We start from the raw sequence: 20,881 nt of genomic DNA, 5'->3' as shown, positions 1-20,881 counted from the left end.
GGTCACTCCTTCTTTTTGGCTCCAAGATCAAGGCTGATATCCAGATTATGAAATGAATACGTCAGCCGTCCAACCGATATAATATCGATCCCCGTCTCTGCCAGTCCGCGAATCGTATCCAGCGAGACATTGCCGGATGCTTCAATCTTCACATGTGGGCTATGGCTGCGTATCAGCTGTACCGCTTCGCGCATATTGGTACTGTCCATATTATCCAGCATAATAATATCAGCGCCGCTGTCCAGTGCTTCGTGTACTTGAGCGATGAATTCCGTCTCCACTTCAATCGTCATCGTATGCGGAATGGCAGCGCGTGCCGATTGTACAGCCGCCGTAATGCCACCAGCGGCTTTGATATGATTGTCCTTGATCATCACTGCATCATACAATCCAAAGCGATGATTCGCTCCGCCACCGATGCGCACGGCATACTTTTCCAGCATCCGGTGACCGGGTGTCGTCTTGCGTGTATCAACCAGCCGTACTGGCAGCCCTGCTATGCGCTGAACATATTCTGCTGTCCCAGTCGCAATGCCAGACATCCGTTGCAGCAAATTCAGCGCCAAGCGCTCGCCCGTTAACAGCGAATGGGTACTGCCTTCCACTTCTGCTATAATATCACCTTTTTGCAGCAATTGCCCCTCAATTGCCACTGCCTGAAAATGAAGACTGCAATCAACGACGGCAAATACGCGCTCCGCTATCGGCAATCCCGCCAGAGTGCCATCCTGCTTGGCATGGATTACCGCCCGGCTCATATGCCCCTGCGGAACGGTCACAGCGGTCGTTACATCGCCTGCACCTACATCCTCCTGTAGCCAGTGTCTGATCCATGTATCCAGCTGCTCCTGATATCCGTTAAACATGACTGATCTTCTCCTCACTTAGCCCATATTGTCGGTGCTGAATCGTATGCTTATGCCAGTTTACATCGTCTCGCTCTGGAAAATCGTCCCGATAATGCCCACCGCGACTCTCCTCACGCTGAAGCGCCGCGAGCATAATCAAGCGTCCGACAAGCAGCATATTGCCCAGCTCATCATGATCCCGATCCATCGTAAACGTATAGCCTGGTAGCGTATCATATTGACGCTGGATATGTTGCAGCTGCTCTAGCCCCTGTTGCAGACCAGTAGCTGTACGGCGAATACCTGCATACATCGTCATGCATCGCCGCAGTGCAAGCCGCACATCCAACAATTGCGATTGCATGACAGATGACGGCGCAGATAATAACGAAGATGGGGTTGTGAATTTATTTACATTGAAAGGGTCAGAAAATACAGTCTGATCGCTCATCATCTCCAGCAGCGGCAATTCCATAATGCGCTGTGCAATTCGGCGACCGTATACAACCGCTTCAGACAGTGAGTTGCTTGCCAGCCGATTCGCTCCATGAATGCCCGTAGACGACACTTCCCCACAGGCAAATAAGCGCGCAATGCTGCTCTCCCCGTTATCATCGGTACGAATACCACCCATCATATAATGCGCTGCCGGAGAAACCGGAATCCAATCTTGCGCCAGATTCAGTCCATACCGCAGACAAGTTTCATAAATGGTCGGAAAGCGATGTCGCAGCTGCTGCTCTGATTCGTGCGTAATGTCCAGATATACAAAAGCACTACCATCCCGCTCCATCTCACTTACAATCGCCCGGGATACAATATCCCGTGGTGCCAAATCACCCAGCGCATGATAATTCGGCATAAACGCTTCACCCTGTGTATTGCGCAAGATCGCCCCTTCCCCGCGTACCGCCTCCGAAATCAAAAAGCGCGGCGCACCTGGATAACAAAGCGCTGTCGGATGAAACTGGATAAATTCCATATCTCGCAGCTGCGCACCTGCCCGATACGCAATCGCGATGCCATCGGCAGTAGCCACTTCTGGATTGGTCGTATGCTCATATAGCTGTCCGCTGCCGCCCGTACACAATACGGTCGCTTGTGAGATGACATGCAGCACATGACCATCCGGCTTGCGAATAACCGCCCCGATGCACTGCTCATCCTGCATGAGCAGCTCCACCGTACTATGCCGCTCCCACACATCAATCCTGTCATGCTGCTGTACTTGCCGCGACAATGCCCGCACAATCTCATGTCCAGTCGAGTCGCCATTCGCATGCAAAATGCGGCGGTGGCTATGCGCTCCTTCGCGTGTTAGCTCCAGCTTGCCGTCCAACATATCAAATGCCGTTCCAAGCATCATCAGCTCCTGTACTCGCTCTGGTCCTTCCTGTACCAGTACATATACCGCATGCTGCTCGCACAAACCCGCTCCTGCCAGCAGTGTATCTTCCAGATGAAAGTGAGGCGAATCATCCTGTGCCATCACCGCAGCGATGCCACCCTGTGCATAACGTGTATTGCTTTCCAGCAGTATATCCTTTGTGATTAATAGCACGTTCTTATGTTCACTTGCTGCCAGAGCAGTAAACAACCCGGCAATGCCCGTTCCGATCACCAGTACATCGGTATACACAGTATCGTCGTAATCATCATTGATAGAGACTGTGAATCTTGACTGCTGCATGATTCTATTTGCCTGCCTTTCTGGTTCTGTCATCATGTTATCATTGTATCCACTTACTCATCTATGCAGCTGTTTGCAGCAATACGACCAATGAAGCTTACCCAACAGCAAATACATAGCCAACAGCAAATAGTATATAGACAATGGTAATTTACGAGGATGAGACTTCCAGCATCCGCTCCAGCGATACACGGGCACGATCTGCAATAGCAGGCGGTACGTAAATTTGCGGCTTCATTGTTTCCAGACAATTGACCAGCTTTTTCAGATTGTTCACCTTCATATTGGGACAAACGAGATATTTACTAGCAAAATAAAATTGCTTATCTGGGCTGTCCTTGCGCAGCTGATACCCGGTACCATCTTCCGTACCAACGATGAATTCCTGTACGTCTGATTCGCGGCAATATTTAATAATCGCAGTCGTACTGCCTACAAAATCACCCAATGCTACGACTTCTGGACGGCATTCGGGATGCACGACAAACTGCGCATTCGGGTATTTGGCTTTCATTTCGAATACATCCTTCACGGTCAGCATATCATGGGTATTGCAGTAGCCTTCCCAAATAATCATCTTCTTATCGGTGTGTTGCTGTACATAATGACCGAGATTCTTGTCCGGCACCCAGATGATCTCATCGGAGTCAACGGATTGGATCACCTTGACCGCATTGGCAGAAGTGCAGCAAATATCCGTTTCTGCCTTCACGTCAGCAGAGGAATTAATATAGGTGACGACTTTGGCGTTCGGATGCTGAGCTTTTAACTTGCGCAGCCCATCCACGTTAACCATATCCGCCATCGGGCAACCCGCGCGCTCGTCGGGAATAATGACTGTCTTGTTGGGTGCGAGAATTTTGGCGCTCTCCCCCATGAAATGCACACCGCAAAATACGATAGTATCCGCATCCGTCTGTGCCGCTTTCTGAGCTAGCAAAAATGAATCGCCACGAAAATCGGCAACTTCCTGAATCTCGTCACGCTGATAATAATGAGCAAGAATAATCGCATTGCGTTCCTTTTTCAGCTGAATCAGACGTTCCCGCAGCTCCGCATCGCGTTCTGCTTTCTTTTCCAGTGCTAATGCTTCCATCATGTCATCTCCCTGTAGTTTGAAATTTTTTTCACATTTCTTGAAATAATTTTCACAATTCAAGTCATCGACGATTCTCTGTAATGCCAAGCTATCACAAGGAACGATACATATAGAATGAACAGACCAATACGCAATCCGATCTATAAACGTATCAACTCGTTGTTAGCTTCATGATGTTATGAAAGATAGCTCATACCCGCTCTATGTCTCTGCACAAGCCTGATTCATCGCTCACTCTTGTCTATATGTCTCCCACAAAGACAAGATCACATTCACACAGACGAATACGAACCAGACGATAACCACATAACATTGTGAAAAAAATTGCGTACTCCAGTGCGAAATGTGTCTAAAATGTGATCAACTTCCCCAATACTGTACACAATTTGAACAGTGCTTGTCAATCTCAAAATCTTGCGTAGGTGGATATGCTTGATGCTTCTATCATCAGGCAAAACAAAAACCCCCGAAGATCATATGATCTTCAGGGGTAGGTTGTTTGTATTCTATATTGCATTATTTGATCACGTGATAGCTATGATCCATTCAGATAAAGCGTCACCGTACGATGGATTAGATCGTTGGTGTACCTCCACCTGGACCACGGTTATCGCCAGAATCATCATTTGGATTATTCGGGATGTTACCACCTGCTTCCGGAGAGGAAGAAGTCGTATCATCTTTGTCCAAACGGACTTTGGAATCACCGATGCTATCGAATGTTGGTTCACCAGTTTCTGTTGGTGTTCCATCATTGTTGCCACCGGATGTGCCTTCGCCGAAGCCTTCCAGCGAGCCATTTTCGATCAGATATTTGATCTGTTCGAAGTCCAGTGTTTCTACTTCAAGCAGCGTTTGAGCGATCAGATGCATTTCGCGGGAATGCTTTTGCAGCAATTCGCGGCAACGCTCGTACGATTCCGTAATAAAACGGTTCATCTCCTGATCAATCTCATAAGCAATCGCATCACTGTAATTCTGTTCGTGACCCAAGTCACGACCCAGGAATACTTGACCTTGCGAACTGCCAAACTGCATCGGTCCGAGCTTCTCACTCATACCGTATTCAACGATCATGCTGCGTACGATACTTGTTGCCTGTTGGAAGTCACTGTAAGCACCGGTACCAATCTCACCGATGTACAGTTCTTCCGCCACACGTCCGCCGAGGAGACCAGTTACTTTATCCAGCAATTCCTGTTTGGTTACGAGTGTACGGTCTTCCTTCGGCATCATGATTACATATCCGCCAGCACGTCCGCGCGGTACGATTGTTACTTTGTGTACCATATCGGCGTGTTCCAGGAAGTAACCAACAATCGTATGACCGGCTTCGTGGTAAGCGACGATGCGTTTCTCGCGGTCGCTGATTACGCGGCTGCGTTTCTCTGTACCGACGATTACACGGTCGATCGCTTCATCCACCTCAGTCATCGAGATGTCGCGGCGGTTACGACGAGCCGCCAGCAATGCCGCTTCATTCAGCAGGTTTTCCAGATCCGCTCCGGTAAAGCCTGTTGTACGTTTGGCGATAATATCAAGTTTGACATCTTTGGTCAACGGCTTGTTGCGGGCATGAACTTTGAGCACCGCTTCACGACCTTTGACATCCGGACGATCGACTGTAATTTGACGGTCAAAACGACCTGGACGCAGAAGCGCAGGGTCGAGAATATCCGGACGGTTCGTTGCAGCCACGATGATGATACCTTCGTTGGCGCCAAATCCATCCATCTCAACGAGCAATTGGTTGAGCGTTTGCTCACGTTCATCATGTCCGCCACCAAGACCGGCGCCACGTTGACGACCTACAGCGTCAATCTCGTCAATAAAGATAATACAAGGTGCATTTTTCTTCGCATTTTCAAACAAGTCACGAACACGGGATGCACCGACACCGACGAACATTTCGACGAAGTCAGAACCGGAGATGCTGAAGAACGGCACGCCCGCTTCCCCGGCTACTGCACGGGCAAGGAGGGTTTTACCGGTACCCGGAGGACCGACGAGCAGAACGCCTTTTGGAATGCGCGCTCCGACCGTATTAAATTTACGCGGATCTTTGAGGAAGTCCACGACCTCGACGAGTTCTTGTTTCTCCTCGTCCGCACCAGCTACATCCTCAAATGTAATCTTTTTCTTCTCTTCGTTATACAGACGCGCACGGCTTTTGCCAAAGTTCATCACTTTGCCGCCGCCCCCTTGCGCCTGATTAAACAGGAAGAAGAAGAGGATAAACATAATGACGAGCGGGATCATGGAAGTGATAAAGGACAACCAAATACTGTCGCCTTCCATCGGCTTCACCGTCACCTGCGTCCCTGAACCGTCAATAGCGGAGTTGATCTCGTTCACCGCTGTATCGGTGGCAGGGATATAGCTTGTAAACTGCTTGGATTTTGCATCAGCAGGTTGCGTTTTGTATTCCCCGGTTACCAGGTAAGCATAGTTGTCGAATTGAATCGTCACCGATGCTACATTACCGGCGGCAAGTGCTGCTTTGAGCTGGTCATATCTTGGATTATCGGTAGTTTCACTTCCGTCACTTACGTAACGGACGATGCCCACCACGACTAAGAAAAGTATTAAATAGAAACCAGAATTCCGGATGAACCGATTCATCCCCTACCTCCTCTCAAGACACTTAAATTATTTTACCATAGCCTGTCTGGCGTTCTCAATAGATGCCAGAGCACAATAACAGATATTGTCAGAGTTATGCAAAGTCACCAATAACCCCGCTTTCTGTCGACGCCCATTCGAATACCGGGTATTCGCAGGCAAGGTAATTAGCTCGAATAAATTTCCGGTTTTAAAATCCCAATGTAGGGGAGATTCCGGTAATGCTCGGCATAGTCCAGACCATATCCTACAATGAAAGCATCCGGAATATTGAATCCGGTATAATCAGCTTCCAGATTGACGGTACGACCAGACGGTTTATCGAAAAGGGTTACTACACGCACACTCTTCGCATTACGACCGCGAAGAATCTCGATGAGATAGCTGAGCGTGAGACCACTATCAATAATGTCCTCAACAATAAGTACATCCCGGTCTTCCACAGAAACATCCAGATCTTTGACGATCTTCACGACACCGGACGATTTGGTGGAAGCACCATAGCTGGATACCGCCATAAAATCGATTTCAAGCGGTACTTCGATCCGTTTCACAAGATCCGCCATGAATACGAATGCACCTTTTAGGACACAAATAACGAGCGGATTGCGCTCTTTGTAATCCTCGCTGAGTGTAGCACCCAGCTCCAAAATCTTCTGTTGAATTTCTTCTTCACTGATGAGCACTTCTTTGATATCGTTGTGCAACTTGGATGAACCTCCTACATTATACTTATCAAGCTAAATCGATGGAAATCAAACATTAATCTTCAGACTTTACGATTTTCATATAAAGACAGCGATTCGTATCTTGTCCCAGCAGCGCTTCACGTGCGCGCCGTAACCCGGGTATCCATAATATACGTCCGCTGACATCAACCAGCAGAGGCATACGATCGCGCTGAGATAATGGTATCTTGGCATCGATAAAAAGATTTTTTACTTTTTTTGTTCCGCCACCGAGCAAGGCAATCACATCACCGGGACGGCGGGAACGCAAATAAAGCGGAAAATCCAATAGATCCGCATCGAAAAACGCTTCGTCCGAAGATAGTGCAACCGACTCGGATAGAGTATGACCTCCATGCCGTACTGTCACTTCCAAACGTGCAGAAGTGCCCGGTACATACACTACAGCATCTTCATGCTGTACAGGAAGGCAAAATGGTGCAGCTTCCTGTTCGGATATCTGCATAAACCGAATATCGTCGTATTCCCGTATACAGATAATACGGCTTCCGACATCCAAATTCCAGCTTGCGAGATCGCTTTGTTCAATCTGACGACGAATGATTTCGATTTTGGCGAAATCAAAGGTCTCATTAGCCGATGACAGATAATTTAATATTAGTTTAATCAACCTCCGTTGTAAAGCGACATGCACCGTGACAAAGGAAGCTGCGGAAAATGAAAATGATCCTTCTTTCTCTTTAACCAATTCGTTATACAACGTCTCGGTCTGTTGAACAATATATTCATTTTCCGTACTTGCGATCTCCGCCAGCCGGGACAATGCCGGTACGAGTTGATTGTTAAATGGTTCCAGAAAAGGCAGCACGTCCAGCCGGATGGCGTTGCGCGTGTACTTGCGCTGGTCATTGCTGCTGTCTGTCATATAGCGAAACCCACATTCACGGCATGCGCCAATGAGGTCTGCCTTGTATATACGTAGGAACGGACGGATAAGTTCCACATTTTTTTCGGTTCTGCGCAATTTCATTCCACCAAGTCCTTCAGGGCCGGTGCCACGCAAAATCCGCATCAAGATCGTCTCCGCCTGATCGTCCATATGATGGGCAAGTGCGATTGCCTCTGCGTTGTAACCAGAGGCAACTCGGTGCAGAAAATCATACCGCAAGTGACGTGCCGCTTCTTGCGCGCCTAGCCCGGTCTGCTGCATATAGGCAGGTGCATCCGCCGTTTCCCATTCCAAAGGAATCTCCAGCTCTGCTGCCAGCTGCTCTACAAACATCGCCTCTGTCGCCGATTCCTCTGGTCGAAATCCATGATTCATATGAGCGCACACCAGACGCCAGCCATATACCGGTGACAGCACATGCAGCGTATGCAGCAGAGCTACCGAATCCGGCCCACCGGATACTGCCACGACGATGGTGCAATGGACAGGCAATATGCCCTCCTGCACCAATGCCTTCGTCTGCTTCACGATGCTGTTCCAGTGAGGTGTATCCATGTTGCTTCTCTCCTCTGTTTACCCTTGCATGTTATCATTGCCGATCCGCTCAGCCCCGAAAATAGATCGCCAGCAACACAATGCCTAACCCGATCAATGACCAGATAAAGGCATTGCGCAGACGCATCGTCATCAGATCATTACTGCTACGATTCCCCGGAAGCCCAGAGCGAGTAATCGCACGCCAGCTGTAATAAGCTTCGCGTGTGCTTCGGAATTCGCCTTTGACCGCCTTTTTCAGCCAGCCGTTATACAGACGTAATCCCGGCGTATGATCGATCAGTTGCACCAGATCGGCCTCACTGCGTATTTGTGGCAGCTGGGTCGAGATAATTCGCTGCAATCCCGGTTCATTGAATAGCTTGAGACAAATCACGGCAAATGCAAACAGATCATACGCATAATCGCCAACCCGATCGCCTGCCTTCCAGTACTTGCGATCATACCATTCCGTAAACTGGTGAATACTCTGTCCCTGTGGACGCGCACCGCCATAATCAATCAGATCGACCTGTCCTTCATCGGACATGATCACATGCTCGGCTTTTAGATCACCGAACACCCAGCCTGATTCGTGCAGTTCGGATAAAATCTCCAGCACGCCGAGTCCGGCAATCCCGATCCGATCTGCGCCGCGTGCGCGCAGGTAGAGACTGAGTGGCTGACCTTTGACGTATTTCATCACATAGAAAGGAATACTTTCCCCCGTCTCCTCATAGTCGTCGACATCGTACAGGTAACGGTTGGAATCATTTCTGCCGGTCAACTTCCAGTGCTTATGTAAGGAAAACAGGAGCTTGATCTCCGGCTGTAGGTTATGGTTTACGGTTGCCATCTTGAGTGCGTACTGCTGACCTTGCGCATTGCTCACCAGATAAACGATCCCGTTGGTGCCTTTGCCCAGTGTCCGCTGAACGACGTATTGCTGGCCTCTCGTTCTACCTATCACTGTTGTGCCTGCCGGCAATTCAGAATGTTCCAATGTCGACAACCGAGTCTCTCCTTCCCATCAGGTTGGGTATTGTCCCAGTGTACCATATCTAGTTACATTATTTGCGTGTAATCCTGCATCATAAGCAAAAAACCGTAGACGACAAAACGTCTACGGTCGTTATTTATCATACTGTATGCCAGGTGAGGATTAGCTTCGCTTGGCACCACGGCCTCCACGCTTGGATTCCGTATTTTTTTTCAATGATGAAATACGCTCTTCGCTATCTTTGAGGAAGCGAGTCAATTTATCATCGAATGAAGCTTTATTAGGAAAAGAAGGCTTGTTAAACGAACGTCCACCACGATCGCCGCGATTAAAACCGCCGCCACCGCCACTAGGACGATCTCCGCCATCTCTGCCGCCGCCACGAGATTCCGGACGTGGAGGTCTGGAGGATGGTGGTCTTGAAGATGGTGCTGCCTCTGCTGGTTTATCTACTGCTTGTTTAATCGAAAGTCCAATTTTTCCATCCTTGTCGACATTGATTACTTTAACGGTAACGACATCGCCTAGCTTCAGGTGATCGTTAACATCCTTAACGTAATTGTCGGCAATTTCCGAGATGTGAACAAGACCAGTGACACCTCCAGACAGATCTACAAATGCTCCAAAGTGCGTAATGCCTGTCACTTTGCCTTCTAACTTCGTGCCCACTTCAATTGCCATAGAGTAAAATGATCCTCCCTTAAAATGTACAGTAAAATCCTACTTGGATTGCTACATGCGGTGATTAAATTATACCGGAAGCCCCTAGTAAGGTCAACCGAGAAACCCGCGTCTTACGGCTCATTTCACGTCGATATTTACTTATTTTCCTGCGGTTCCGTCGCCCAGATCGGCTTTTCGCCCGGAAGATACATGCCGTACTGTTTACGAGCCACTTGACCGATGTATTCCGGATCTTCCAAACGCTTCAATTCTGTCTGCGATTGGGTTAGTACCGCCTGTGCTTCCGTCTGCTTCTGCTGCTGCTCAACAAGCTGCTGCTTTTTGGCGGACAATTGTATCGATTGATGAATAAATGTATAGGCAGCCCAACCGAGGAAAAGCACCATCACGACCATCCAGATCCGTAACCGTCTACGCGCACCGTTATTAGGTGTAGGGGATGAAGCATTCTGTTTTCTTAGTTGCTGTTGGCGGCCATTATGTACCGATACTGGTTTTGGTATCATCAGGGTTCCTCCTTGAACAGTGTTTCATGTGTGTGCTCCATTCCGTTCCATCGGATTGGAGATGATGCAAAAGCATAAGTGTCGAGTGACCTTTGATTAACATAACTATTGCTTATACGTTACATTACCACAAAATAAGCAAATGTAACACTTTGTCATCAAAGAAAATGGTAAAAGGCTGTTTTCGTGTCGAAAATGACACAAAAACAGCCTTTTGCAGCCCGTATGATCACGGACGAGCGTCCGATGCCCCTGAATCTGCGCACGATGGCAGTTCCGCTATTCGGCAGTGGCAGATATCGTTAGAACAAATCGTTGTTCCGCTGAACCGCTTCTTCCTTGAGCAGCGTGTACATCGTAGCCGCCTCGTCCTTGCGCGTGGATTCCGCCAGACGCTCGACACGAACAGTGACGAGCTTTTGACCGAATTGCACGGTAATCTCATCGCCGACTTTAACCGTGGCGCTAGGCTTGGCCTCGCGCCCATTTAACAGGACTCGTCCCTGCTCAGACACATCTTTGGCCACGGTGCGGCGCTTGATCAGTCTTGATACTTTCAGGAATTTGTCCAGACGCATTTAGTTAACCGCTTCTTTGAGTTTGTTACCTGCTTTGAATGCAGGAACGTTGGACTCAGGGATGTTGATTTCAGCGCCAGTTTGCGGGTTGCGTCCGGTACGTGCAGCACGTTTACGAGTTTCGAAAGTTCCGAAGCCGATCAGTTGTACTTTGTCGCCTTTGGACAGTGCGCCAGTGATTTCATCCAGAAATCCGTTCAGTACAACTTCTACGTCTCTTTTAGTCAAACCGCTATTGTTCGAAATGTTGTTGATCAGGTCTGTTTTGTTCATTATTAAAAGCCTCCCAAATTTTCAAAAAAGTTCAACTGGGTCAACCTTGTGCTGTCCCATGAACAGCATGTTAACACACAGCCGCTCCCTAAGTATAGTACATTCTTGGCTCAAGCCCAAATTCCTGCAAAATAATTTACTTATTCTGGGATTTGGCTTCATCCCATAGGCGATCCATTTCAGCCAAATCAGCATCTTCCAAAGCCCGTCCCTGCGCCTGTAGCGCCTGTTCAATGTACCCAAAACGGTACTTGAATTTGCGGTTTACAAGTGCGAGCGCTTGTTCCGGGTCTGCCTTGATAAAGCGCGATATGTTGACCGCGCAGAACAGCAAATCACCTAGTTCAAGCTGCTGTTCCTCCGGTGTCTGACCGTCGCGAATCGCTTCTTTTAGCTCGGCGAGTTCCTCGTCCAGCTTGCCCAGAGCACCCTCAACATCCTCCCAGTTGAAGCCGACTTTGGCAGCTTTTTTCTGAAGCTTGTAAGAGGTGAGCAGTGCTGGTAGATCGCGTGGGATGCCGTCCAGAATAGAGGCTGCCTTCTCCTGCCCCTTGAGGCGCTTCTCCTCGGCTTTCATCGCATCCCAGTTTTGTAGGGCTGCCTGAGCATCTCCAGCCTGTCTATCGCCAAATACGTGCGGATGGCGGAAGATCAGCTTGCGGTTCAACCCCTCGATCACATCATATACGTTAAATGTGCCGGTTTCTTCTTCGATCTGGGAGTGAAGCATAATTTGCAGCAGGACATCGCCCAGCTCCTCCTGCATATGATCGGGGTCATCGTCGTCGATCGTTTCCAATACTTCATACGTTTCTTCGATAAAATTCTGACGCAATGAAGTATGCGTCTGCTCACGATCCCACGGACATCCACCCGGACTGCGCAAAATCTGCACAATCTCATGCAAACGGGCAAAGGTACGATTGCGCACTTGCTCATCTTCGGTACGCGGCACATAGATCAGCGACAGATTGCCATATTCCTGCACATGATCCAGTTCATGCAGCGGTATGCGGTAAATCTGCTCCTGACCGTCAACACCTAGATAATGCGCTACGATCACCTCATAATCGTCCGGGTACAGCTCCATCAGGCTCAGCTTCACATCTGACGCGGTAAAGGTATCGTACACCTGACCGATGACCGTATGCAGCTGCGGTTGCAGTAGCTCAGCATTTAACCCCGCCGCATCCAGCAGCTGGAAGCCTTCGATCGGATCAAATCCAAGCCGCGTAAATGCTGCATCCAGAAAGCTCTCTCCGCCCAGTACATGAACCTGAATCTGCTGCTCTTTTCCCTTTTCGCGCAATAATTGTACCGTTTTCTCTGCCACCATCGGGTGCCCAGGTACCGCGTAGACAATCTCTTCACCCTCATGCGATACAGCAGCTTGCAGCAGACGGTGTGCAATCTCAGCATACACTTCGGGAAACGATTCTTTTTCTTCATATACATCGTCAAACGTTACAAATTCGGCGGTCACAGCTTCCAGTGCCGGATGATCCTTCGTACGCACGTACAGACGCTCGGCAGACTGAAGCTTTTTGAAAATACCGACAGTCAGCTGATCCTCGTCACCAGAGCCAAGACCGACAATCGTAATGGTAGCGCTCATGTTCATCCCTCCTAAGCATAATAGTTATATGTGGTTACTTTTTAATAATTCTCAATTTGTTCAACCACGGTACAAGGCGACTGCCTATTTTCGGTAGTGCTGCGGCTTGCTGTTCAGTCATCAGTTGGGTGCGGAACAAACCAATTAGGAACAAGATTCCTCCAATCGCAATCCCACCTAGCGTTACAATCAATGCTTCCAGACGCGCGTGCATGCCTAGTGCAGGCAGCAACCAATCCATCAGCCATTGCCACACACCAACGCCTGCACACATCACAATCGTCACCAGCAGCGGCTTCCAGACCATCTCTCGCCACGAAACAGGGAATTGAGTTAATCGGATTAGCAAAATAATATTCAGCAGCGCCGCCAAACTGTACGCGATAATACCGGCAATCGCGGCACCATTGATCCCATAGTGCGGCACCAGTACGATATTAAGCACCGCTTTGACGACGGTCGCTAACAGTAGGTGAATGGCTGGTGCTCTGACCGAACCCATTCCTTGCAACAACGCTGCGGTCACAATCGATAGCGTTGCCCCAATACCGGTGAATGCGAGCCAGCGGATCGTATCGCTACCGATGGCGTCTTCATACAGCATAATGTCTACCGGCATCGCCAACATCGCAATTCCAGCGGAAGAAGCCAGTCCGAGCAGCCAGAACCAGTTTACCGTCTGCTGCGTCTGTGAACGAATCAGATCATGACGATCACGTATGCGAGCATCTGCCAGTGCCGGGATAAATAGCACCGACATCGATGTTGCTAGCATGGACATCATTTGGACAAGTGGAATCCCACGGTTGTACACGCCGAACTGAATCATCGCTTCCGCTTCACTCCAGCCGCTTGCCTTTAAGAGACGCGGCATCGTAAACGTGTCTACAAGGCTGATCAGCGGCGCAGACAGAGAACCGAGACAAATGGGCAATGCGTATAGCAGCAGTGCCTTCAGCAGCGGCCAGGCGGGCTGATGTTGAACCGGTGCTTGTTCCACCTGTACCTGAATGGCAGCTAATCGGGTACGACGACGGTATAACCACCAGTAGATCAACATCACGAGCAGCCCTGCCGCTCCGCCCGCAGCCGAGCCAAATGTCGCTCCAGCCGCGATCCAATCATCAGCCGCCCCGAGTCGATGTAACCAGAGCAGCAATGCGACCATCGCAGCTACACGCACTGTTTGCTCTGCCACCTGCGACACTGCCGTTGGCATCATATCATGCATGCCCTGAAAATAACCGCGCAGTCCTGCCATAATTGGCACTAGCGGCAACGCCAGCGCCGCACTGCGTAATGCTGCTTCAGTGTGCATATTGTCAATCCACGCTGCTAATAGCGGTGCTGCCACATACATCAGTACGCCAAACAGCACGCCTAGCACAACCAGCATCATGGACGAGATGCGCAGCACACGCCGTGCTCCCGCTTCGCGCCCGGATGCCATTTCTTCCGCCACAAATTTGGATACTGCCGCCGGGAAACCAGCTGTTGCCACTAGCAGCACCAATGTATAAAAAGGATAGACCGCATTGTAAATGCCAAATACCCCATCACCGCCAATATTTTGCAGCGGGATCTTCTGAATTGTACCAATCAGCTTGGACAGAATCGCTGCCAGCACAAGAATGAATGCCCCGCGCAGCAAGCGGGATGATGGGGATGCTGTTTCTTTCATAAAAAATCGGTCCTCCTCCGGCGGCATATCCTTCTCCATGATTGCCGGTTGCTTATTGCACAAAAATAGCGCGGAAGCCCGCGCTATTTTGTGATGTTACTCTTACGCCCAGCGGATTACTTGCTGCTGGTGCTGCTGTCTGTTGCTGCGCCATCTGTTGCATTTGCACCACTATCGGTTGTGCTGCTACCAGTGGAAGCATCGCCAGCTGTACCCGGTGTGCCGGTTGCATCAGCGCCTGTTCCATCCATTGTGCCTTGTGGTACAGCTTCTGTACCGTCAGCTGCGCCTTCAACTTTTGGCAAGTTTTTACTCTTAATCATTTTTGGAATGTCATTGGTCATATAATCGCTGAATTTTTGCGAAGCGAGTTGGGACTTAATTGTGTCCTTCTCTTCGTCAGTCAGATCAGCAAAAGCTTTCTCTGTACGGGATTCCACTTTGATGATGTGGTAGCCATAGTCGGTTTTTACCGGATCGCCAATAACGCCGATTTTTTGGCTCAATGTTGCTTCTTTGAATTGCTCTACCCAGTTGCTGACTGGTTGGCCTTCATACAGACCGCCTTTGTCTTTGGAACCTGGGTCATCGGAATATTTCTTAGCGATTTCGGCAAAGTCTGCACCAGCATCCAGTTTCGCTTTCACTTCTTTTGCCAGTTTCAGAGCTTGTGCATCGGTACGTGTTGTTTTGCCATCTGCACTTTGCAGACCGATCAGTACGTGACGTACATTCGCTGTTGTATATTCTTCTTTGTGCTCATCGAAGTACTTCTGTACATCAGCATCGGTTACTTTTTCTTTCATCACTTCAGAAGCCGTAAGCGCACGGTTCATATAATCTTTGACATCTTGCTCTGTCAGATCGGAAGCAGTCAGCATTTGTTGCAATTGCTCTGCATCCACGCTGGATTTCAGTTGAGCCAATTGCTCATCTGCTTGCTTCGCACCTGCTTGTTGTGCAGTCTGGCTTGCTTGAGCAGCCAATGATTTATATGCAACCTCCTGTTGAAGCAGAAGATCTCTATACTGGTCTTGATCGAACATTTGTGCATATTGTGGGGTCAAAAATTTCATCATGCTGACTTCTTTGTTGAATTCGTTCTCGGTGATTGTACCGCCATCGTATTGCGCAACAACCGGGCTATTATCCTTTTGTTGTTCTGTTTTATCCGTAGTTGCCGTAGTGTTGTTGCAAGCTGCTAACAGACTGATGCTCAGTACAGCTCCTGCTGTCAATACCGCTGTTTTACGAGCAGCTTTTTTAATTGGCCACATTCTGTAGTTCCCCCTTTAATTTGTATGATTCCATCATGGCTTCGAGGAAATTGCATAGCAATTCCAGCAGCTCGTGATCGGTCAAGCCTTTGCCTTTGACCTGGATGACCATGGCGGAACCCTGATTAAATTGTACACGCCTTTCAAACTGATTGCCAATATCGGATAGTTTCGGCATTTCGAACGCCTTTTCCTGACCTTCGTGGAATTTCAATTGTACATTGTCGCCCTGACGCGTAATCTGCTCAATACCGTAACGCTTGCCGTACAGTTTCAAGCGCGCGACCTGCATCAACTGGATGACTGCCTCTGGCAACTCCCCAAAGCGATCCAGCAGTTCGTCTTCCAATTCGGCAATATCGTTGAACGAAGAAACCGCTGCTACCTTTTTATAAATTTCTATTTTTTGGATACTATCATAAATGTAATCCGAAGGCAAATACGCGTCAACCGACAGATTGATGCTGGTATTCCAGTCGTTCGCCTTGAGATCTTGCTCGCCCAACATCGTCACTTTGCGTTTCTGAATCTCTTCTGCCAGCATCTGCGAATACAGATCAAATCCGACAGACGCGATAAATCCAGACTGCTCCGCACCGAGCAGATTACCTGCACCGCGGATCGACAGGTCACGCATCGCGATCTTGAAGCCGGAGCCAAGTTCAGTAAATTCTTTGATCGATTGCAGACGCTTCTCCGCTACCTCGGTTAGCACTTTGTCGCGCTGATACGTAAAGTAGGCGTAAGCGATGCGATTGGAACGTCCAACCCGTCCACGCAGCTGATACAGCTGGGACAGACCCATTTTATCTGCATCATGCACGATCAGCGTATTCACGTTCGGAATATCGACACCAGTCTCGATAATGCTCGTGCTCACCAATACGTCGAATTCCCCGTCTAAGAAATCGAGAATCGTCTTCTCCAGCTCCTGCTCAGACATCTGCCCGTGACCAACCGCCACACGCGCATCGGGCACCAGTTCCGAGATATGAGCTGCCATCTCGTGAATGCCCTGTACTTTGTTATACAGATAATACACTTGACCGCCGCGATTCAGCTCACGCTCAACCGCTTCGCGCACCAGTGTCGGGCTATGCTCCACCACATACGTTTGTACGGGGAAACGATTTTCCGGTGGTGTCTCGATAACGGACAGATCGCGCACCCCGAGCATGGACATATGCAGTGTACGCGGAATCGGTGTTGCCGTCAGCGTCAGCACGTCCACATTGGTTTTGAGACGTTTCAGCTTCTCCTTATGAGAAACGCCAAAGCGCTGCTCCTCATCGACGATCAGCAAACCAAGGTCTTTGAAAATTAGATCTTGAGACAGCAGTCGATGCGTACCGATGACTACATCAATCGTGCCCTGCTTCAACCCTTTGATCGTCTCGTTCTGTTCCTTGCGCGTACGGAAACGGCTCAGTACACCGATGTTAAACGGATACTCGCCAAAGCGCTCGCGGAATGTCTCATAATGCTGCTGTGCCAAAATCGTGGTCGGCACCAGAATCGCCACCTGCTTGCCTTCAATCGCGGCTTTGAAGGCAGCACGAATTGCCACTTCGGTTTTGCCATATCCAACATCGCCACACAGCAACCGATCCATTGGACGGTTTTTCTCCATATCGCCCTTGATCTCGTCAATCGCACGCAGTTGGTCGCGTGTCTCGTCATAAGGGAATGTATTTTCAAATTCATTCTGTTCATTCGTATCGCGTTCAAACGCATATCCGGTCGCTGCCTGGCGCTCGGCATATAGCTTGATCAGATCATCCGCGATATCTTGTACCGATGAACGAACTTTGCTCTTCACGCGTGTCCATTCATTACCACCTAGCTTGTATACCTTCGGTTCCTTTTCCTCAGAGCCGACATACTTCTGGATCAGATCAATCTGCTCGATCGGTACGGACAGCTTATCGCCGCCAGCATACATAATGTGCATATAGTCTTTGTGGATACCGGCAACTTCCAGTGTGCCAATGCCCATATATTTACCGATCCCGTGATTCTGGTGCACGACATAGTCGCCAACCTTCAACTCGGTATAACTGCGAATCCGTTCAGCGTTATCGACGTTTTTGCTAACTTTGCGCACTTTCCGCTGCTTTTTGGAGAACATCTCGCCTTCGGTAATGACTGCCAGATGAATCGATGGCAGCTCAAACCCGGATTGCAGATTGCCATCCATCATGACCGGCGTCTCAATATCATAGTCATCCAGCACACGACGTACGCGTTCCATTCGTTCTTCACCACTTGCTACCATGACCACATGAATACCGGACTTTTTCCAGCGCTCCATTTCGGACTTCAATACATTCATCTGCCCGTGGAAATCCTGCATCGTACGACTGACAAAATTAACGATATTGCCGGGCTGTACATGCGGCACCTGGCGCAGGAAGACGGACATCCAGATATTCTGGAAACCACTGCGGTACATCACATCATCGGTATGGCGTGCCAGCTCCAGATTCGGCAGGCTTTTGCCGTTTTGCAGCAGATGCATATCCCATTCGCTCTCGTCACGCTCCAGCTGTCTGGCTGTTTCTAGCAGACGCGCCGGTTCTTCCATCATAACGACCGTATCTTCAGCGAGATAATCATAGAGCGTAATTTGCTCTGGATACAGCAGCGCGATATATTTATACATTTCTGGGAAATACACATGCTGACGCAGCAATTCAATCTCGCGTCCAATCTCCTCGCGCAGACGTACCTTTGCTTGACGATCGCTCATCTTCTCCAGCTGTATATCGAGACGCGCTGCTACTTGATCGGCAGCCTGACGCATCCGGTCGCCGTCCGCAATAATCTCGCGGCATGGCGTGATCGTGACCGATTTTACTTTATCAATAGAACGCTGATCATCAGGATCAAACGTACGGATCGAATCGATCTCTTCATCGAACAGTTCTATACGGTATGCGAGATTCGTCGTCACCGGGTAAAAGTCGATAATCCCGCCGCGCACACTCATCTCACCGCGCGACTCTACCCGCTCCACGCGTTCATAACCTAGCTCGATCATCCGTTTCAAAAATGATTCCAATTCCAGTGTACCGCCATCTTCCAGTACGATTTTGGCATTTGCCATCACATCGCGCGCAGGCAGATAACGTCGTACACCGGAAAAAGGCACGACAATAACGCCGCGGAAACCAGCTGCGCATTGTGTCAACACATCAATACGCTGCGCCAGCGTCTCCGGGCTGGAAATGGCGCTCTCTGCCGCTACCAGCTCATTCGCCGGATACAGCAGCACTTGCTCAGGGGTAAGCGCTTCCTGCAAGTCCTCAGCCACTTTGTGGGCGTGGAACATATTATGCGTAACGACCAGCATCGGTCGCTGTGTCTCATGATACAGACCCGCTATCAGCAAATGCCGCGCGGAACCCGACAAACCCGAAATCAGCTGTTCTTTCATTCCCGACAAAATACCATCTTTTATGGAGCCAAAGTCTTGATCCTTGGCAATTGCTTCAATCAGATTGTGTAACAAAGCGGCACCTCACTTATCCTCAGGTCAAAATCTATCTATGCTCAATCTACTTAAACCGTAGTAACCATAATGATTGACAATTTGCGGCACAAACAACACAACGGTAAAACGACAAACCGTGAATAAGACCGGTTTGCCTACAAACAACCGCCTTCTTTACCTGTAATCCATCGGTTTGGAAGGCGGTACTTATGGAGTTATAAAGGGCGTTGTTGTGCGCCCGTATTGCTTTCTAGTATATCATTACCCATTAAACTTAGCCATCGTCTGTTCAAATGTATGTTTGGTGCTGAATTCGATCGCATCACAAGTGGATTCGATCATCTGATCCAGCAGCTCTTTTTCCTTTTTGGGGAAATTGGACAGGACGTAATCCACAATCGCATGACCCGGTTCCGGGCGCGAGATCCCCATACGAATACGGTCAAACTCCTGTGTACCGGTATGCTGGATAATGGATTTGATGCCGTTATGACCGCCAGCGCTGCCTTTGTAGCGTAGACGGATTTTGCCTGTTTCGGTATCCATATCATCGTAGACGACGATCAGATCCTCCAGCGGTATTTTGTAATAATCCATATGAGCGCGAATCGCTTCGCCAGATAGATTCATAAAGGTCATCGGTTTCATCAAAATTACTTTCACGCCACCGATATGACCTTCGCCAATCAGTGACTTGCTTTTACTCTGGCTGATGGAGATGCCGTGGCGATCCGCCAGCCGATCCAATGCCATAAAGCCGACATTGTGACGCGTGTTGGCGTATTCAGAACCCGGATTTCCCAGCCCAACAATCCATTTCATGATGTTCGGTTCCTCATTTCCACATAAATTACAGGTCTGCGGCAGTGAGCGGCAATTACGCCTTTCAACACGTACCGTATCGATGCAACGTCATTTGCATGTGCAGTGGCGTTTATTTTTTGCTAAAATTGGGTTACATTCAAGCAAGCAGATATGCCGCGGGCGATAAACGGCTTATCCCGATCTGTATTCCAGCACAAGGAGGACATCAGCATGTATACCTTCGGGCAGCAGCTGCTGAAAAATCGTCATTTCTATGATCATTTCCGGCAAGAGATGCCAGTACAGGTGTATAGGCATGGCATTCCTGTCGACATCGGGCTGATCACTGCCTATGATCACCAGTTTATCGAGATGAACCGTGTGCTGTATCACCGCCAGCGCCATACGTTTATTTCCAGACCCGGCTACTGACGGACAGATAGAAAATACGGCAGATATGCCGATAAGGGTTACTTGCCTCTGCTGGAGGAAGTAACCCTTTTCTGTTGTTGGCGGTATGACGAATCTATCGGCGAATC

At 49.2% G+C, this 20,881-nt stretch carries 17 protein-coding genes; 1 reads left to right on the top strand and 16 read right to left on the bottom strand.

What is annotated here, in order from left to right:
• Window positions 1-2 precede the first annotated feature (2 nt).
• The 16 genes from nadC to pth all read right to left on the bottom strand — a co-directional run bounded on the left by nadC (window position 3) and on the right by pth (window position 20,360).
• Window positions 3-866, bottom strand: a complete 864-nt coding sequence (nadC, locus tag ACDE64_RS00260; protein ID WP_411348621.1) for a carboxylating nicotinate-nucleotide diphosphorylase — start codon at window positions 864-866, stop codon at window positions 3-5.
• Window positions 859-2,538 (bottom strand): L-aspartate oxidase, encoded by a 1,680-nt coding sequence (nadB, locus tag ACDE64_RS00255; protein WP_411348620.1) that lies wholly within the window; start codon window positions 2,536-2,538, stop codon window positions 859-861. Before nadB ends, nadC begins: the two co-directional genes overlap by 8 nt.
• A 151-nt stretch (window positions 2,539-2,689) precedes the next feature.
• On the bottom strand, window positions 2,690-3,634 hold the full coding sequence (gene nadA, locus ACDE64_RS00250) for a quinolinate synthase NadA (protein ID WP_411350195.1): 945 nt from the start codon (window positions 3,632-3,634) through the stop codon (window positions 2,690-2,692).
• Between the two features lie 576 nt (window positions 3,635-4,210).
• On the bottom strand, window positions 4,211-6,259 hold the full coding sequence (gene ftsH / locus ACDE64_RS00245) for an ATP-dependent zinc metalloprotease FtsH (protein ID WP_411344584.1): 2,049 nt from the start codon (window positions 6,257-6,259) through the stop codon (window positions 4,211-4,213).
• A 167-nt stretch (window positions 6,260-6,426) separates the two neighbouring features.
• Window positions 6,427-6,966, bottom strand: a complete 540-nt coding sequence (gene hpt / locus ACDE64_RS00240) for a hypoxanthine phosphoribosyltransferase (RefSeq protein WP_411344583.1) — start codon at window positions 6,964-6,966, stop codon at window positions 6,427-6,429.
• Window positions 6,967-7,021: 55 nt separating this feature from the next.
• Window positions 7,022-8,452 (bottom strand): tRNA lysidine(34) synthetase TilS, encoded by a 1,431-nt coding sequence (gene tilS, locus ACDE64_RS00235; protein WP_411348619.1) that lies wholly within the window; start codon window positions 8,450-8,452, stop codon window positions 7,022-7,024.
• Window positions 8,453-8,501: 49 nt separating this feature from the next.
• On the bottom strand, window positions 8,502-9,443 hold the full coding sequence (locus tag ACDE64_RS00230) for a protein kinase domain-containing protein (protein ID WP_411348618.1): 942 nt from the start codon (window positions 9,441-9,443) through the stop codon (window positions 8,502-8,504).
• Between the two features lie 150 nt (window positions 9,444-9,593).
• Window positions 9,594-10,112, bottom strand: coding sequence for a S1 domain-containing RNA-binding protein (locus tag ACDE64_RS00225; protein ID WP_411344580.1), 519 nt, complete (start codon window positions 10,110-10,112; stop codon window positions 9,594-9,596).
• Window positions 10,113-10,249: 137 nt separating this feature from the next.
• Window positions 10,250-10,621, bottom strand: coding sequence for an FtsB family cell division protein (locus tag ACDE64_RS00220; RefSeq protein ID WP_411348617.1), 372 nt, complete (start codon window positions 10,619-10,621; stop codon window positions 10,250-10,252).
• 302 nt (window positions 10,622-10,923) lie between these two features.
• Complete coding sequence (locus tag ACDE64_RS00215; RefSeq protein ID WP_367064450.1) at window positions 10,924-11,199, bottom strand: RNA-binding S4 domain-containing protein; 276 nt, start codon at window positions 11,197-11,199, stop codon at window positions 10,924-10,926.
• A complete protein-coding gene (locus tag ACDE64_RS00210) occupies window positions 11,200-11,472 on the bottom strand; it encodes an HU family DNA-binding protein (RefSeq protein ID WP_367064449.1) in 273 nt (90 codons plus the stop codon).
• A gap of 136 nt (window positions 11,473-11,608) precedes the next feature.
• Window positions 11,609-13,087 carry a nucleoside triphosphate pyrophosphohydrolase gene (gene mazG / locus ACDE64_RS00205; protein ID WP_411348616.1) on the bottom strand — a complete coding sequence of 493 codons (1,479 nt, stop codon included), beginning with the start codon at window positions 13,085-13,087 and terminating at the stop codon, window positions 11,609-11,611.
• Between the two features lie 34 nt (window positions 13,088-13,121).
• On the bottom strand, window positions 13,122-14,768 hold the full coding sequence (locus ACDE64_RS00200; protein ID WP_411348615.1) for an oligosaccharide flippase family protein: 1,647 nt from the start codon (window positions 14,766-14,768) through the stop codon (window positions 13,122-13,124).
• 116 nt (window positions 14,769-14,884) lie between these two features.
• Complete coding sequence (locus tag ACDE64_RS00195; protein ID WP_411348614.1) at window positions 14,885-16,045, bottom strand: peptidylprolyl isomerase; 1,161 nt, start codon at window positions 16,043-16,045, stop codon at window positions 14,885-14,887.
• On the bottom strand, window positions 16,032-19,556 hold the full coding sequence (gene mfd, locus ACDE64_RS00190) for a transcription-repair coupling factor (protein WP_411348613.1): 3,525 nt from the start codon (window positions 19,554-19,556) through the stop codon (window positions 16,032-16,034). The genes ACDE64_RS00195 and mfd overlap by 14 nt, the downstream gene beginning before the upstream one ends.
• A gap of 243 nt (window positions 19,557-19,799) precedes the next feature.
• Entirely contained in the window at window positions 19,800-20,360 is a 561-nt protein-coding gene (gene pth / locus ACDE64_RS00185) for an aminoacyl-tRNA hydrolase (RefSeq protein ID WP_411348612.1), read from the bottom strand.
• A 213-nt stretch (window positions 20,361-20,573) separates the two neighbouring features.
• Here pth and ACDE64_RS00180 point away from each other — a divergent pair, with 213 nt between their 5' ends.
• A complete protein-coding gene (locus ACDE64_RS00180; protein ID WP_188778132.1) occupies window positions 20,574-20,774 on the top strand; it encodes a hypothetical protein in 201 nt (66 codons plus the stop codon).
• The last annotated feature ends 107 nt before the right edge of the window (window positions 20,775-20,881 follow it).

This window comes from Paenibacillus sp. WLX2291, from assembly GCF_046603665.1.
In the GTDB taxonomy this organism is placed as follows: Bacteria; Bacillota; Bacilli; order Paenibacillales; family Paenibacillaceae; genus Saccharibacillus.
Note: the sequence above shows the minus strand (reverse complement) of the source record. Positions and strands in the feature narration are given on the sequence as shown.